A 15,119-nucleotide genomic window follows, 5' to 3' on the forward strand; every position below is an offset into this window, starting at 1 on the left:
TATTTTTCCGCTACAGATTACAGATGGATGTTTCTATGAGCGTGGCAAAATTCTTTTTGTATCTGAAGCAAGGAATTTTCTTGCCATCAAGATTAGTGTTTAAAGTGGCGAACTCCTGTTGTTACCATTGCGATGCCATATTTGTTGGCTACATCGATGGAATCTTGATCGCGTTTAGAGCCTCCTGGATGGATAATCGCTGTTATTCCTGCTTTTGCTGCTTCTTCTACTGTGTCAGGCATTGGGAAGAATGCATCAGATGCTAAGGCTGCACCTTTCGCTTTGTCGCCTGCTTGTTCTAGTGCGATTTTAGCTGAGCCTACGCGATTCATTTGACCTGCGCCTACGCCCAAAGTCATTTTGTCATCTGTTACGACGATCGCATTAGATTTCACATGTTTTACGACAGACCATCCAAGTTTTAGAGCTTCCCATTCTTTTTCTGTAGGTTGACGTTCAGATGTAACAGTAATTTCTGCATCCTCAAAGCCTTTACGATCTGGTTCTTGAACAAGTAATCCACCTTCAACAGATACGGTGTTGAATTGATCTCGTTTTTGTTGTTCAAATGAAATCTTTAGTAGACGGACATTTTTCTTAACTGTCAATTTTTCAATTGCTTCTGCTGTAAATCCTGGTGCAATAATGATTTCTAAGAAAATACTAGCTAATTTTTCTGCTGTTTCTGCATCCACCTCACGGTTAAGTGCTACAATCCCACCGAAAATAGAAGTTGAATCAGATTCATATGCTTCATTGAATGCTTGTGCAATCGTTTCTCCAACCCCAACGCCACATGGATTCATATGTTTCACTGCAACTGCGGCTGGTTGTTTGAATTCTTTAATGATTTGAAGTGCGGCATTCGCATCTTGAATATTGTTATAAGAAAGTTCTTTACCATGTAGTTGCTCTGCATATGCGATGGAAAAATCGGAACCAAGACGTTTTTGATAAAATGCGGCTTTTTGATGAGGGTTTTCGCCATAACGAAGTGGTTGTTTTAATTCGTATGTTAGTGTTAATTGCTCTGGGAATTCTTCGCCTAAGTATTCTGTTAAGTAATTTGAAATGTATGAATCATAAGCTGCCGTATGGCGGAATACTTTTGCTGCTAGATGACGACGTGTTTCCAATGTTGTAGAACCATTTGCTTTTAATTCTTCCAATACTTTAGGATAGTCATTAGCGTCTACAATAACCGTTACGTATTTTTGGTTTTTGGCAGCTGAACGTAGCATTGTTGGACCGCCAATATCAATATTTTCAATTGCATCAGCAAATTCAACATTAGGTTTTGAAATGGTTTCGACAAATGGATAAAGGTTGACACATACAATTTCGATTGGTTCGATACCATGTTCTTGCATTTGTGCTTGATGTTCTGGGTCATCATATTTTGCAAGAAGACCACCATGGATCATAGGGTTTAATGTTTTAACACGACCACCTAAGATTTCAGGAAAATTCGTTACTTCCTCTACAGATGTAACTTTTACTCCATTTTCTTGTAAGTGTTTTTTAGTCCCACCAGTTGATAAAATTTCATAGTCTAAAGCCTCTAATTCTTTTGCAAATTCTAAGATTCCTGATTTATCAGAGACACTGATTAATGCACGTTTTGACACAATAATTTCCTCCTTGAGTTTATGCCAACATCATCATTGTTGGTATGTAGATTATGGCGATATTCACTATGATTAGACAAATAACGACTGTAATGCAGCTGGGTAAAGTACATGTTCAACTTCATGAATGGCTTGTTCGGTTTTTTCAAGATTACCATCAACCACATGAACAGCTCTTTGCATGATAATCTTCCCCGTATCCATCCCCTCATCTACAAAATGAACAGTGACTCCGGTTACCTTCACGCCATGTTTCACTGCTTGTCCAATGGCATCTTTTCCTGGGAAAGATGGCAATAAAGATGGATGGATATTTACAATTTTTGATGGGAAAGCGGCTAATAATGTATGGCCTATCAAACGCATATACCCTGCAAGCACTAACCATTCCACTTTTAACGTTTGCAGATTGCGTAAGATTTCTTTTTCATAAGCTTCCTTCGTGTGAAAATCTTTTGGACTCAACGCTAATACTGGGATACCTTTTTCTTCTGCACGCTTTATGACATATGCATTTGGTTGGTCTGTCACCACTAACTCAATTTTGGCTCGTAATTGTCCATTTTCAATGGCATTTTGAATAGCTTGGAAGTTTGTCCCATTTCCTGAAGCAAATACTGCAATAGATACTTGTTTATCCATTATGCCAAACTCCCATCATGATCACCGTTGAAAATAACTCCTTCTCCTTTGACGACGCGCCCAATTGTATAAGCTTTTTCACCGTGTGCTTCAGCAATTTCACTAATACGTTTAGCTTCAGTTGCGGGCACTGCTAATACGAAACCAATCCCCATATTAAAAACATTGTATAAATCATGTTGTTGTAAGTTACCTTGTTGTTTTAAAAATTCAAAAATAGGTAGTACAGGCCATGTGCCCAAATCAATGGCAGTTGCAAATCCTGCTGGCATCATACGAGGGAGATTTTCATAGAAGCCCCCTCCTGTGACATGTGCCATACCATGAATATCGCATTTTTGGAGCATTTCTAGTACTGGCTTTGCATAAATTTTAGTAGGTGTAAGCAACGCTTTTCCTATTGGTCCAAGTTCTTCAAACCCAGCTACGATAGTATCTGGTGTCAATCCTGCATCTCCAAATACAATTTTGCGTACTAATGAATATCCATTGGAATGAACCCCGCTTGAGGCAAGGCCAACTAACACGTCACCTTCCACAATACGTTCACCTGTAACGATATTGGCTTTTTCAGTAGCACCTACTGCAAAACCTGCTAGATCATATTCATGTACATCATAAAGACCTGGCATCTCAGCAGTTTCTCCACCGATTAATGCTGCGCCCGATTGCACGCAACCATCTGCTACCCCTTTCACGATCTGCTCTATTTTGGCAGGCTCTGCCTTACCAACTGCTATATAGTCTAAGAAATACAGTGGTTCAGCTCCTTGTGCTACGATATCATTTACACACATAGCTACACAGTCAATACCGATCGTGTCATGCTGATCCAGCATAAAAGCAAGTTTTAATTTTGTTCCTACACCATCTGTACCAGAAATAAGAACTGGTTCTTTTAAATTCAATTCGGACAAATCAAACATACCGCCAAAGCCACCGAATGTACCTAAAATACCTTTTCTTGCTGTACGCTCTACATGAGATTTCATACGCTGTACAGCCTCATAACCTGCTTCGATATTCACGCCTGCTTGTTCATATGCTTTTGACATGATTTTTTCCTCCTAAAATTAACGTGCCAATTCTTTTTCATGCGGCAAGATTGTATCTGGAAAGATCTCTGTAGGATATTTTCCAGTGAAACATGCTAAGCAATGACCACAATTTGGACCTTCATCTGTCCTACCAATGGCTTTTATCAATCCGTCCACTGATAAATAAGTCAATGAATCAGCACCGATTGCTTCGCGGATCTCTTCTACACTATGATTAGATGCAATGAGTTCTTCATGTGTAGATGTATCAATACCGTAATAACATGGGTCCGTCATAGGCGGTGAGCTAATGACAACATGTACCTCTTTGGCACCTGCTTCTTTCAGCATATTCACAATTCTTCTGGAAGTCGTACCGCGTACAATCGAGTCATCCACCATTACCACTCTTTTGCCTTGTACTACTTGACGTACAGGTGAAAGCTTCATCTTAACGCCTCTTTCACGCATCTCTTGAGAAGGTTGGATAAATGTACGACCAACATAACGGTTTTTGATCAAACCTAATTCGTAAGGAATACCACTTTCTTCGGAAAAACCAATTGCTGCTGAAATGCTGGAATCAGGAACACCTGTTACAACATCTGCCTCAATATTTGCTTCTTTCGCAAGTTGTTTTCCTAAACGTTTTCGCGCCATGTGAACGTTAATACCGTCAATATCAGAATCTGGGCGAGAGAAGTAGATGTATTCCATTGAACAGATAGCACGTTCGGCAGGATAGGCAAATTTTTCTGATTTTAATCCTTCATCATTGATCGTTATGAGTTCGCCTGGTTCAACTGAACGGATAAGCTCTGCTCCAATAATATCAAAAGCACATGTTTCAGAAGCAACGACCCAAGCATCATCTAATTTTCCGATGGATAGAGGACGTAGACCATGTGGATCTAAAGCAACCAGCATTTCATCCTCAGTCATGATTAAAAATGCATATGCACCTTTTAACAACGTTAATGCATTTTTAGCACGATCATTCATAGAACCAAAGCCGCTTCGTTTCAATAAATGAGCTAACACTTCTGTGTCAGAAGTAGTTTGGAATATGCTTCCTTGTCGTTCTAGATGTTTTTTCAAATGATTAGCATTTACTAAATTCCCATTATGAGCAATCGAAAGACTGCCTGTAGATGAACGGAAAAGCAATGGTTGTACGTTTTCAATGCCCCCGCCGCCAGCTGTTGCATAGCGAGCATGAGCAATGGCCGCTTTTCCTTGAAGTTTACTTAATTTATCCCCTGTAAATACTTCGTTGACCAAGCCTTCGCCTCTTACAGCTTGCAATTTTTCTCCATCCGTTACAACAATGCCAGCCCCTTCTTGCCCACGATGTTGAAGAGCGTGTAAGCCATAATAACTTATTTGAGCAGGATTAGGATGTCCCCAGATACCGAATACTCCACATTCTTCATTTAAGCCTCTGATTTCACCAAGCATGGGATAGCTCCTTTCCAAGCATCTTCGAATTCTTTCACAGAGCCCTGAATTAAGATTTCGTCATTTTCACCACGAATGATCAATTGTTGCTCGTTCAATACGCTACCAATTTTCACTGCGTCTTGAGCGATTTCTTCAAATGCTTTTGCATTTTCTTTTTTCACAGAAACTAAGAAACGGGATTGAGATTCACTAAATAATGCTGTTGCTGCAGAACCACTGACTGTCACATCTGCACCGAATGGAGTTCCAAATGTTGTTTCTGCGAACGCAACTGCAAATCCACCTTCTGCTAAATCATGTGCTGATTCCACAAGACCTTGTTGGATAGCATTCAACAAAGATTTTTGTCTCTTTGCTTCTACCTCTAAATCAATGGTTGGTGCTAAGCCAAAAATACGACCATCATTTTGCAATTTTTGTAATTCTGAACCGCCAAACTCTGTTCTTGTTTCGCCAATTAGGTATATGAAGTCGCCTGCTGCTTTTAATTTTTGGGTTGTTGTATGTGATAAATCTTCGACTAGACCTACCATACCAATGGTTGGTGTTGGATAAATAGCAACACCGCTTCTTTCGTTATAAAGAGAAACGTTCCCACCAATAACAGGTGATTGCAATGCTTCACACGCCGCTGAGATACCTTCTGCTGACTTTTCAATTTGCCAGAAGATTTCTGGCTTCTCTGGATTACCAAAGTTCAAACAATCTGTAACAGCTAAGGGTTGTCCACCAGAACAAACAATATTACGTGCAGATTCTGCAACGGCAATTTTACCGCCAGTTTCTGGATCTAAATAAATATAACGAGAGTTACAATCTGTTGTCATCGCAAGTCCTTTGTTTGTACCACGAACACGAAGAACAGCCGCATCAGATCCTGGAGCTATAACAGTAGATGTACGCACTTGGTAATCATATTGGTCATAGACCCATTCTTTTGAAGCAATAGTCGATTGTTTTAATAATGCGAGTAATGTTTCTTTATAATTTTCTACAGTAGGCTCTTCATTTTTCATTTGTTGAAATTCTTTAAAGTATGCCGGCACTGCAGATGGTTTATGGTAAACAGGTGCATCCTCCGCTAAAGCATCTGCCGGAACATTTGCGACTACTTCTCCTTTATGGATCAAACGTAGCATTTTATCCTCTGTTACATGACCGATTGCTACAGCATCTAATCCATATTTTTCAAATAAGTCGATAACTTCCTGTTCATGCCCTTTTTTCACAACGATCAACATACGTTCTTGCGATTCGGAAAGCATCATTTCATAAGGTGTCATGTTTGTTTCACGTTGTGGCACTAAATCCAAATTCATCTCTACGCCAAAACCTGCTTTAGAAGCCATTTCTGCTGAAGATGAAGTAAGACCAGCAGCACCCATATCTTGAATCCCTACAAGAGAGTCATATTTGACAAGTTCTAGACAAGCTTCTAATAATAATTTTTCCATGAATGGGTCTCCAACTTGGACAGCTGGTCTTTTTTCTTCTGAAGATTCACTTAATTCCTCTGATGCAAACGTTGCACCATGAATACCATCACGGCCTGTTTTTGCACCCACATACATGACTGTGTTACCTGCGCCAGATGCAATCCCTTTTTGGATATCTTTATGATCGATTAAACCAACACACATAGCGTTCACTAGTGGGTTTCCTTCATAGCAAGGATCAAATTGAACTTCACCGCCAACTGTTGGAATCCCTATACAGTTCCCATAGCCTGCAATCCCGGCTACAATTTCTTCAAATAGATATTTGACACGTTTAGATGCATCTAGTTCTCCAAAACGTAGAGAATTCAACATAGCAATAGGTCTTGCACCCATTGAAAATACATCACGAATAATACCGCCAACACCTGTAGCAGCACCTTGATAAGGCTCTATTGCGGAAGGATGATTGTGTGATTCCATTTTGAAAACAACCGCCTGCTCATCACCGATATCAACAATCCCTGCACCTTCTCCAGGTCCTTGCAATACGCGAGGCCCTTTCGTTGGGAATTTACGTAAAACAGGTTTGGAGTTTTTATAAGAACAATGCTCAGACCACATAACAGAGAAAAGACCTGTCTCTGTCCAGTTCGGTGTGCGTCCTAGAATCTTCTCTACTAAAGCAAATTCTTCGTCTGACAATCCCATTTGTGCATATAGCTTTTGCTCTTTAATTTGCTCAGTTGTTGGTTCAAGCTTGGACATATGATTCCCTCCACTGTTTAACAATTGATTTGAATAAGGCAAGGCCATCTATACCACCGATCAATTCATTCACTGCACGCTCTGGATGAGGCATCATACCAAGAACATTTCCCTTTTCGTTGATAATACCAGCGATGTTTTCAACACTACCATTTGGATTTTCACCCTCATACGTAAAGACGATTTGATTGTTGTCTTTTAGTTTTTGTAAGGTTTCTTCGTCGCAATAGTAATTACCTTCGCCATGAGCGATTGGTATTTGAATCATTTCATTGTCATCATATTGGTTTGTAAATAATGTATGATTGTTGACTACTTTCAAATCTACCGTACGACATATGAATTTGAGATTTTTGTTTCGTAACAAAGCGCCTGGAAGTAATCCTACCTCTGTTAAAATCTGAAATCCATTGCATACACCAAGTACAGGCTTACCAGCTTCTGCAGCTTTGACTACTTCAGTCATTACATTAGAAAAACGAGCAATTGCACCACAACGGAGATAATCCCCATAAGAGAACCCTCCTGGTAATAAAATACCGTCATATCCGCTTAAGTCTGTTGCGTCATGCCATACATATTCTGCTTCTTCTCCGAGTTCGTCTTTAATCGCGTGATACATATCTAAATCACAGTTTGACCCAGGAAATACGAGTACTGCGAATTTCATCTCTAGTTAGCCTCCTCGATTTCATAACGGTAATCTTCAATTACTGTATTTGCTAGTAGCTTTTCACACATTTCTTTTACTATGCCATCGATATCACGTTCAGAAGGATCGATTTGCAATTCTAAATATTTACCAATGCGAACATCTGCCACTTCGTTATAGCCCATTGTGTGTAGTGAACCCTTGACAGCAGTTCCTTGAGGGTCTAAAACACTTTCACGAAGTGTTACATAGATTTTCACTTTTTTCATTTAGTTACTCCTCCTAGACGGGATAATATGATTTTATAGACTTCTGTTAAATCGCCGAGATCACGGCGGAATACATCCTTATCAAGATGTTGCTTTGTTTTTGCATCCCATAAACGGCATGTATCAGGTGAGATTTCATCTGCTAATAGTACATGACCGTTTTCATCACGACCAAATTCCAATTTAAAATCAACTAATATGACATCGATCTCTTCGAAAAATGGGCGCAAGATTTCATTTATCTTTAAGCCATTGTCGTAAAGGGCCTTCACTTCTTCTTTAGAAGCAATGCCCAATACGTCAATATGTTCTTCCGAGATCATTGGGTCTCCAAGGTCATCATTTTTGTAATAAAATTCTACGATTGGGCGTTTAAGAGGTGTTCCTTCTTCAATGCCTAATCGTTTAGCAAGGCTACCAGCCGCAATATTACGTACTACCAACTCGATTGGAATAATATCTACTTTCTTCACAAGTTGTTCGTTATCTGAAATTTTTTCAACGAAGTGCGAGTCAATGCCAGCTGTTTTTAGTTTTTCAAAGATCAATGACGTAATGTTGTTATTTAAAACACCTTTGCCTGCAATTTCTGCTTTCTTTTCACCGTTGAATGCTGTAGCGCTATCTTTGTATTCAACGAAAAGGATTTTTTCATCCTCTGTTGCATACAATTTTTTTGCTTTTCCTTCATACAAAAGTTGACCTTTTTCCACTGTTGATACCCCCGGTTTAGGTTTAGTTATTTAGTTTAAGCCTAGACGTTCGAAAATCATATCTACATTTTTCAAATGGTAGTGATAATCGAAACAATCGTCTATTTCTTCTTTAGATAGATAAGAAGTGATCTTCTCATCTGCGTCGACAAGTTCACGGAATTGAATTTGTTCATCCCATGCTTTTGCAGTCAATGGTTGAACAGTATCATAAGCTTCCTCACGTACAAGACCCTTGTCGATCAATGCAAGTAACACACGTTGTGAATAAATCAATCCAAAAGTACGACCCATATTGCGTTTCATATTTTCTGGGAATACTGTTAAGTTTTTCACGATATTGCCAAAGCGATTTAACATATAATTTAAGCCGATTGTTGTATCTGGCAAAATGATACGTTCTGCAGATGAATGTGAAATATCACGTTCATGCCATAAAGAAACATTTTCGTATGCAGTTAGCATATGACCACGGATAACGCGTGCCATACCGACCATATTTTCAGAACCGATTGGATTACGTTTATGAGGCATTGCAGAAGATCCCTTTTGTCCTTTTGCAAAGAATTCTTCTACTTCACGTGTTTCTGATTTTTGAAGTCCACGAACTTCTGTCGCGAATTTCTCGATAGAAGTAGCGATCAATGCAAGAGCCGCAAGATATTCAGCATGACGATCACGTTGCAATGTTTGAGTGGAGATCGGTGCAGGCTGTAGTCCTAGCTTTTGACAAACGTATTGTTCCACAAATGGGTCAATATTTGCATAAGTACCTACAGCACCAGAAATTTTGCCCGTTTCAATTGTTTTGGCTGCAGCTTCAAAACGTTGTAAGTTACGTTTCATTTCTTCGTACCATAATGCAAGCTTCAATCCAAAAGTAGTTGGTTCAGCGTGTACACCATGTGTGCGGCCCATCATGACTGTGTATTTATGTTCTTTTGCTTTTGCAGCAATTATGTCGATAAAGTTGTGAATATCTTTTCTTAAGATTTCGTTTGCTTGTTTTAATTGATAAGAAAGAGCTGTATCAACCACATCTGTTGAAGTTAACCCATAATGTACCCATTTACGTTCTTCGCCAAGCGATTCGGATACGGCACGAGTAAATGCTACTACATCGTGACGAGTGTCTTTTTCAATTTCTAAAATACGATCAATATCAAAAGTTGCGTTTTCACGAATTTTGGCTACATCTTCTTTTGGAATATCTCCAAGCTCTGACCAAGCTTCACAAGCTAGAATCTCTACTTCCAACCAAGATTGGTATTTGTTTTGTTCTGTCCAAATTGCGCCCATTTCAGGACGAGTGTAACGTGCTATCATGTTTGTCTCCTTCTATTCCGCCCAAATGGCAGAATCATTAATTTCTTTAATAGTATGATCAAGATCATCCGTCATTATTGTAACATGCCCCATCTTCCGATTCTTCTTCGCTTGTTGCTTTCCATAAAGATGAATAGACCAATCTGGGTATTTTGACAATGAGTTCGTTACCGGCATCACATGTTGTCCTAGAATATTGACCATAACGGAAGGACTCCAAAGCTTTGGTTTGCGTAGTGGCCAACCGCATATCGCGCGGATATGTTGATGAAATTGCGATATATTACAAGCTTCAATGGAGTAGTGTCCAGAATTGTGTGGTCTTGGTGCTAATTCGTTAATCACAATAGTCCCATCTTCAAGAACGAACATTTCAACAGCCAATGTACCAATTAATTGAAGATAGTCTGCGATTTTTTCTGCTGCTTCGACCGCTAATTTAGCTGTCTTATTGTTAATGCGCGCAGGTACGATTGTTTCATGAAGAATATGGTTAACATGAATATTCTCACCTATTGGCAAGCAATAAGTTTCACCCTGAACATTTCTTTGAACAATCACTGAAATTTCTTTCGTAAAGGGTACAAACGCTTCAGCTACGCAAGCTGAATGTTCAAATAATGGACTTGCAAGCTCTAAATCATCTGCTGAGTATATCGTTTGTTGCCCTTTTCCGTCATATCCTCCACGTGCAGTTTTCACGATACAAGGATAACCGACCTTTTCAATATTCTGCACAAGCTCATTAAAGTTTTGACAAGCAATATAATTTGCGATAGGACAATCTGATTGACTGATGGTTATTTTTTCTTGGATTCGATCTTGTGTAATTTTGATGAGTTCAGCACCCTGTGGTACATATGCGATCTCTGTTAATCTTTTTAATCCATCATAATCGATATTTTCAAATTCAAACGTGATGACATCACTGACTTCAGCCAATTCTTCAAGAGCTGTTTCATCATTGTAAGGTGCAACAATACGAATATCAGCTACTTGACCACATGGTGAATCCATTGTTGGCTCTAATACGGCAATTTTAAAACCCGCTTCTTTTGCAGCAAGTGCCATCATACGTCCAAGCTGACCACCCCCAATAATCCCAATTGTTTGGCCAGGAAAAATCGTCTTCATCACTGTAACTCACCTGTGCTTTCTAAAGCTTTCATTTTCATCACTTGTCGTCTTGCCTCTATTTTTTCTGTAATGGTTGAATCGGTTATAGACAAGATTTGTGCTGCTAACAGCCCTGCGTTCGTTGCTCCAGCTTTGCCGATTGCAACAGTAGCTACTGGAACACCACCTGGCATTTGCACAATTGATAGTAAAGAGTCAAGTCCATTTAATGCCTTAGATTGAACTGGAACACCAATAACAGGCAATGTTGTTTTAGCAGCCACCATTCCCGGTAGATGAGCTGCACCACCAGCACCAGCTATAATGACTTGTAATCCTCTACCACGTGCCTCCTGAGCATATTCAAACATCAAATCAGGTGTACGATGAGCAGAAACGACTTTCTTTTCATACGGGATTTCTAATTCATCTAAAATATCACATGCATATTTCATAGTTCCCCAATCACTTGAACTTCCCATGATGACGCCAATTTTCGGATTCATGTATGTGCCTCCTATAATTACACTTCGACGTAATGACATTCAGATAGACCATGAATAATTTTTTACACTTTCTAAATCTGTGACATCAGCCTAAGGTTTAACTTCTTTTGCTTTGTAACTACATTTATGAAAGAAGTTCATCCAATAAAAAATCCTCAGATACCCATTTCACTACATTATTACTACGCGTGAAAAGCAGATACCTAAGGATTTATAGATAACATGGCTATGAAAGCATTCCATAAATGCTTTTCGCCTATGTATACACCTATAGTTTAGTTGCTTTCCCGCATAGTCCAGCATTTACGGTGCCGGGTAGAGACACTAGAGCCAATCCTCTAGCATATATGGGGGATTCAATGTTTTTTCTTCTCACATTTTAACAAGAGAAAGAACACAAGTCAACCATAAAATACGAACATTGAAATATACAAAAAGTATATCGTTCGTATTTTAAATAATTTTTATTCTATTTTTCGATGAACAATCCTTTAAATTTAATAATTTGACGAATAGGAACGGGTTCTCCATTCACCATTTGAAAAAGCGGTTCTTCTTTTCGACCGACCGGCATATATCCTTGTTTCTTCATTCTTTCCAAACATGCGTCAATTGTTTCTGTTTCTTCTACTTCAAACCATAATTGTTTTTTAGTCATTCTATCACTTCCTGACTTGAATCTTTTTTATATTATAGCGGCTAAAACGGATTTGTTCTATCAGTTGTGAGTGCCAACTTATTTTTTACATAAAAATGAACTTTTCTTTCAGACCCTTTTCAATACAATTGGAGCAATTGCTTTTAATCATGCGTTCAGTTAAGTTCACATTCTAAGTGCAACAGAAAAAGCCAACCCATTAGTTGACTTTTACTATTTTTATTTAACTAAAATCTCTAGTAAACGGCCAATTTCAGTGTTAAATACGTCGTCTGGTGCTTAACTAGGGCCCTAGTAAGCTTCATCATAACTACCAAGTTAAATTATTTAAGAACAACAGAATATCTTTATTGATGTCGTTAATGTCGTTTCCTAATGTCATCAAGTGTTTAGAGTTCGGATACCCTTTTATTGTTTTTTGATTTGTTGTAACACTACGAAAAATTGTCTCTGCACTCTCTTTATACAACGGCTCATCTAATTCACCATATAGTATACAAATTGGTGAAGTAATAAGAGATACATGATCCATTATTGCATCAATTAACTGTTGGAACTCAACCAATGAACTTATAGGCATATTTTGAAGAAGTTTCATTTCTAAATCGATTTGTTCTTCAGTTTTCCCTTCAAGCTGTTTATATCTTTTGGCATAAAAAGATACTCGTTTTTGCAAAAAAGACGCTTCTCTATGGTTTGGCACTGACATTGTCACGACACCATTTACATCTAACTCCTGCCCAACTTTTAATGCAAATATGCCTCCAAGAGAAAGACCAATCACCGCTATTTTTTTAAAACCCTCATCCTTCAATAACTGATAACCATTTAGCACATCTTGCCACCAATCTGACGGGCTATATGTAAGAAGCTCTTCTGGTGTTAAACCGTGTCCACTATATAATGGTGCATAGCAAGAATAATTTTCTTTATGTAAATATTTTCCTAACTTTTTCATATCCATCGTATTGCTTGTAAAAGAATGTAATAACAGTACAGCTTTCTCCCCGCCTTTATAGAAAAAAGGCTTAGGAGGTACCAATTTAATCATTTTGTTGAATCCCCCACTTGTTTTATATCTTCCTATCCATTAGTAAAACATCTGAACAGCGAATATTTATATTTTTGTACCATAATCAAGAAAAACTATCACGGATTCATTTTAATAGTGATAATTATTTTAAACAACTTTTTTCAACTAAACTATCCAGTTAAAAGAATGAGGGCAACACTTTAATGGTATTGCTCCAAACACCTCGACCGCTTATTTAAATTAATTTCAACTCCTCGATATCATAAAAAATCGAAGTGATCATGCGTCTATAAAATAATAGTCAAAATCATTTGTTTTCAACTGGTGAAACTTATCACTCATTCAGAAATTATCCACATTAGCTACTATTGTTCAACGGAGATTAAGTACAGAAACCTGTGGTAAAATAAGGATAACTTTTTATTATTTATTGGAATGGGAGGGCACTAATGAATATTGAAGCTGACTACTTAAGGATTGTAACAGAAAGGTTTAAAATCATTAAAAGTCTTGGAGATAAGACAATTGAACAACTATCTGAAGATGATATTCATTGGACTTTAAATGAAGAATCAAATAGTGTTGCCATTATCGTAACGCATTTAAGTGGGAATATGGTATCAAGATGGACAGATTTCCTACATTCCGATGGGGAGAAGCCCAATCGGAATCGTGAGCAAGAATTTGTAGATAACATAGCATCAAAAACTGAGTTGAGAGAGACTTTAGAAAAGGGATGGAACACCCTTTTTAAAGCATTAAATAATCTAAGCGAAAAGGATTTATTAAAGAATGTATCTATTCGTGGCGAAAGTCATTCGGTAATAGAAGCCATTGAAAGACAATTAGCTCATTATGCTTATCATATTGGGCAAATCGTTTATATTGGTAAACAATTAAAGGGTAAAGATTGGAAAAGCCTAAGTATCCCAAAAGGTAAGTCAGAATCTTATTTACAGCAGATGCTAAAAAAACACCAGTCTAGACAATAAAAGAGACCCAGGTTTCAAATAGATATTTTTATTTAATTAGATTTGATGAGATTTTTGGAAAGAAAGGAATAAAATAATTTTTCTTTACTAAATGAAGAGTATAAGTTTAATAATACAAAAAAGGTTATTTTTCAATATATTGAAGATTCTTTATTTATAATAATTTATTCGAGTATGTTTATTATCCAATTTTCTCCACGAAATATAGTGTATTCGGGTGATTTCCACTACGGCTTGCATGAACTCATGTGGGCACGGCTTGAGCTTGAACCTCCATGGGGCAAGAGGACGTTGGTCACGGAGTTCGTTACCACAGGATGTGACGCAATGTGGCGCACCATAAGTCCGTTCCTTAATTGCTCATGCTGGCTCTCAACTGTTCGCTTTTCCCATGAGACATTGAATGGGCTTCACTGAACAGGCACCGCACGAAGGAAATGCTCATGCATTTTCGAGGAATCGAGCAAGGCGCAGCGACGATCTATATGAATGGAGCTAAAAACACATGTTTTCCCAGAATTATGCCAAATTTATCACCTGTTTTTTCCTAATTAACATGCTTTTGATTTATTAACAACATTAATTAGCATAGTCCAAGATAAAAAAAGAATTTTATATTTTCTCCTTTTTTCAAGACTTCATATGACTATTCATAACTATGATCCCAATAACTTATTATAAAACCTTGCCTTTTTTTATCTCAAGTTTTAATAGAAACCAATGCAAAAAAAGGTACTGCCAATACATTATTAGCAGTACCTTAATACGCCTAGCAATGTCCTACTCTCACAGGGGGACAGCCCCCAACTACCATTGGCGCTCAAGAGCTTAACTTCTGTGTTCGGCATGGGAACAGGTGTGACCTCTTGGCCATCATTACTA

At 38.1% G+C, this 15,119-nt stretch carries 14 protein-coding genes, 1 rRNA gene and 1 riboswitch; of the genes, 1 reads left to right on the plus strand and 14 read right to left on the minus strand.

The window, feature by feature from the left end; translation table 11 throughout:
* Window positions 1-92: 92 nt before the first annotated feature.
* From purH to FEU33_RS13405, 13 genes are all read right to left on the minus strand, one after another.
* Window positions 93-1,628 (minus strand): bifunctional phosphoribosylaminoimidazolecarboxamide formyltransferase/IMP cyclohydrolase, encoded by a 1,536-nt coding sequence (gene purH / locus FEU33_RS13345; RefSeq protein ID WP_146549833.1) that lies wholly within the window; start codon window positions 1,626-1,628, stop codon window positions 93-95.
* 72 nt (window positions 1,629-1,700) lie between these two features.
* Complete coding sequence (purN, locus tag FEU33_RS13350; RefSeq protein WP_146549834.1) at window positions 1,701-2,270, minus strand: phosphoribosylglycinamide formyltransferase; 570 nt, start codon at window positions 2,268-2,270, stop codon at window positions 1,701-1,703.
* Window positions 2,270-3,325 (minus strand): phosphoribosylformylglycinamidine cyclo-ligase, encoded by a 1,056-nt coding sequence (purM, locus tag FEU33_RS13355; protein WP_146549835.1) that lies wholly within the window; start codon window positions 3,323-3,325, stop codon window positions 2,270-2,272. The genes purN and purM overlap by 1 nt, the downstream gene beginning before the upstream one ends.
* A gap of 18 nt (window positions 3,326-3,343) precedes the next feature.
* Window positions 3,344-4,765 carry an amidophosphoribosyltransferase gene (purF, locus tag FEU33_RS13360; RefSeq protein ID WP_146549836.1) on the minus strand — a complete coding sequence of 474 codons (1,422 nt, stop codon included), beginning with the start codon at window positions 4,763-4,765 and terminating at the stop codon, window positions 3,344-3,346.
* Window positions 4,741-6,972: a phosphoribosylformylglycinamidine synthase subunit PurL gene (purL, locus tag FEU33_RS13365; protein ID WP_146549837.1), complete on the minus strand. Its 2,232-nt coding sequence runs from the start codon at window positions 6,970-6,972 to the stop codon at window positions 4,741-4,743. The genes purF and purL overlap by 25 nt, the downstream gene beginning before the upstream one ends.
* Window positions 6,959-7,642, minus strand: coding sequence for a phosphoribosylformylglycinamidine synthase subunit PurQ (gene purQ, locus FEU33_RS13370; protein WP_146549838.1), 684 nt, complete (start codon window positions 7,640-7,642; stop codon window positions 6,959-6,961). Before purQ ends, purL begins: the two co-directional genes overlap by 14 nt.
* A 2-nt stretch (window positions 7,643-7,644) precedes the next feature.
* Window positions 7,645-7,893 carry a phosphoribosylformylglycinamidine synthase subunit PurS gene (purS, locus tag FEU33_RS13375; RefSeq protein WP_146549839.1) on the minus strand — a complete coding sequence of 83 codons (249 nt, stop codon included), beginning with the start codon at window positions 7,891-7,893 and terminating at the stop codon, window positions 7,645-7,647.
* Window positions 7,890-8,606 carry a phosphoribosylaminoimidazolesuccinocarboxamide synthase gene (gene purC, locus FEU33_RS13380; protein WP_146549840.1) on the minus strand — a complete coding sequence of 239 codons (717 nt, stop codon included), beginning with the start codon at window positions 8,604-8,606 and terminating at the stop codon, window positions 7,890-7,892. The genes purS and purC overlap by 4 nt, the downstream gene beginning before the upstream one ends.
* 30 nt (window positions 8,607-8,636) lie before the next feature.
* Window positions 8,637-9,932 carry an adenylosuccinate lyase gene (gene purB / locus FEU33_RS13385; protein ID WP_146549841.1) on the minus strand — a complete coding sequence of 432 codons (1,296 nt, stop codon included), beginning with the start codon at window positions 9,930-9,932 and terminating at the stop codon, window positions 8,637-8,639.
* 12 nt (window positions 9,933-9,944) lie between these two features.
* Window positions 9,945-11,069: a 5-(carboxyamino)imidazole ribonucleotide synthase gene (gene purK / locus FEU33_RS13390; protein ID WP_146549842.1), complete on the minus strand. Its 1,125-nt coding sequence runs from the start codon at window positions 11,067-11,069 to the stop codon at window positions 9,945-9,947.
* Window positions 11,066-11,554: a 5-(carboxyamino)imidazole ribonucleotide mutase gene (gene purE, locus FEU33_RS13395; RefSeq protein ID WP_146549843.1), complete on the minus strand. Its 489-nt coding sequence runs from the start codon at window positions 11,552-11,554 to the stop codon at window positions 11,066-11,068. The genes purK and purE overlap by 4 nt, the downstream gene beginning before the upstream one ends.
* A gap of 272 nt (window positions 11,555-11,826) precedes the next feature.
* Window positions 11,827-11,925: riboswitch (purine riboswitch) on the minus strand.
* A 98-nt stretch (window positions 11,926-12,023) separates the two neighbouring features.
* Entirely contained in the window at window positions 12,024-12,212 is a 189-nt protein-coding gene (locus tag FEU33_RS13400) for an NETI motif-containing protein (RefSeq protein WP_146549844.1), read from the minus strand.
* A gap of 310 nt (window positions 12,213-12,522) precedes the next feature.
* Complete coding sequence (locus FEU33_RS13405; protein ID WP_244951028.1) at window positions 12,523-13,263, minus strand: alpha/beta hydrolase; 741 nt, start codon at window positions 13,261-13,263, stop codon at window positions 12,523-12,525.
* Window positions 13,264-13,694: 431 nt separating this feature from the next.
* Between FEU33_RS13405 and FEU33_RS13410 the strand changes: the two genes are divergently transcribed.
* A complete protein-coding gene (locus FEU33_RS13410; RefSeq protein WP_146549845.1) occupies window positions 13,695-14,237 on the plus strand; it encodes a DUF1572 family protein in 543 nt (180 codons plus the stop codon).
* Window positions 14,238-15,004: 767 nt separating this feature from the next.
* Here the strand turns inward: FEU33_RS13410 and rrf are convergent.
* A 5S ribosomal RNA gene (gene rrf, locus FEU33_RS13415) occupies window positions 15,005-15,119 on the minus strand; the annotation flags it as partial.

It is taken from the genome of Rummeliibacillus suwonensis (assembly GCF_007896435.1).
Taxonomy (GTDB): domain Bacteria; phylum Bacillota; class Bacilli; order Bacillales_A; family Planococcaceae; genus Rummeliibacillus; species Rummeliibacillus suwonensis.

Coding starts and splice junctions, on each gene's coding strand:
- purN (WP_146549834.1), bottom strand. CDS start 2,270: ATGGATAAACAAGTATCTATTGCAGTATTTGCTTCAGGAAATGGGACA.
- purM (WP_146549835.1), bottom strand. CDS start 3,325: ATGTCAAAAGCATATGAACAAGCAGGCGTGAATATCGAAGCAGGTTAT.
- purF (WP_146549836.1), bottom strand. CDS start 4,765: ATGCTTGGTGAAATCAGAGGCTTAAATGAAGAATGTGGAGTATTCGGT.
- purL (WP_146549837.1), bottom strand. CDS start 6,972: ATGTCCAAGCTTGAACCAACAACTGAGCAAATTAAAGAGCAAAAGCTA.
- purQ (WP_146549838.1), bottom strand. CDS start 7,642: ATGAAATTCGCAGTACTCGTATTTCCTGGGTCAAACTGTGATTTAGAT.
- purS (WP_146549839.1), bottom strand. CDS start 7,893: ATGAAAAAAGTGAAAATCTATGTAACACTTCGTGAAAGTGTTTTAGAC.
- purB (WP_146549841.1), bottom strand. CDS start 9,932: ATGATAGCACGTTACACTCGTCCTGAAATGGGCGCAATTTGGACAGAA.
- purE (WP_146549843.1), bottom strand. CDS start 11,554: ATGAATCCGAAAATTGGCGTCATCATGGGAAGTTCAAGTGATTGGGGA.
- FEU33_RS13400 (WP_146549844.1), bottom strand. CDS start 12,212: ATGACTAAAAAACAATTATGGTTTGAAGTAGAAGAAACAGAAACAATT.
- FEU33_RS13405 (WP_244951028.1), bottom strand. CDS start 13,263: ATGATTAAATTGGTACCTCCTAAGCCTTTTTTCTATAAAGGCGGGGAG.
- FEU33_RS13410 (WP_146549845.1), top strand. CDS start 13,695: ATGAATATTGAAGCTGACTACTTAAGGATTGTAACAGAAAGGTTTAAA.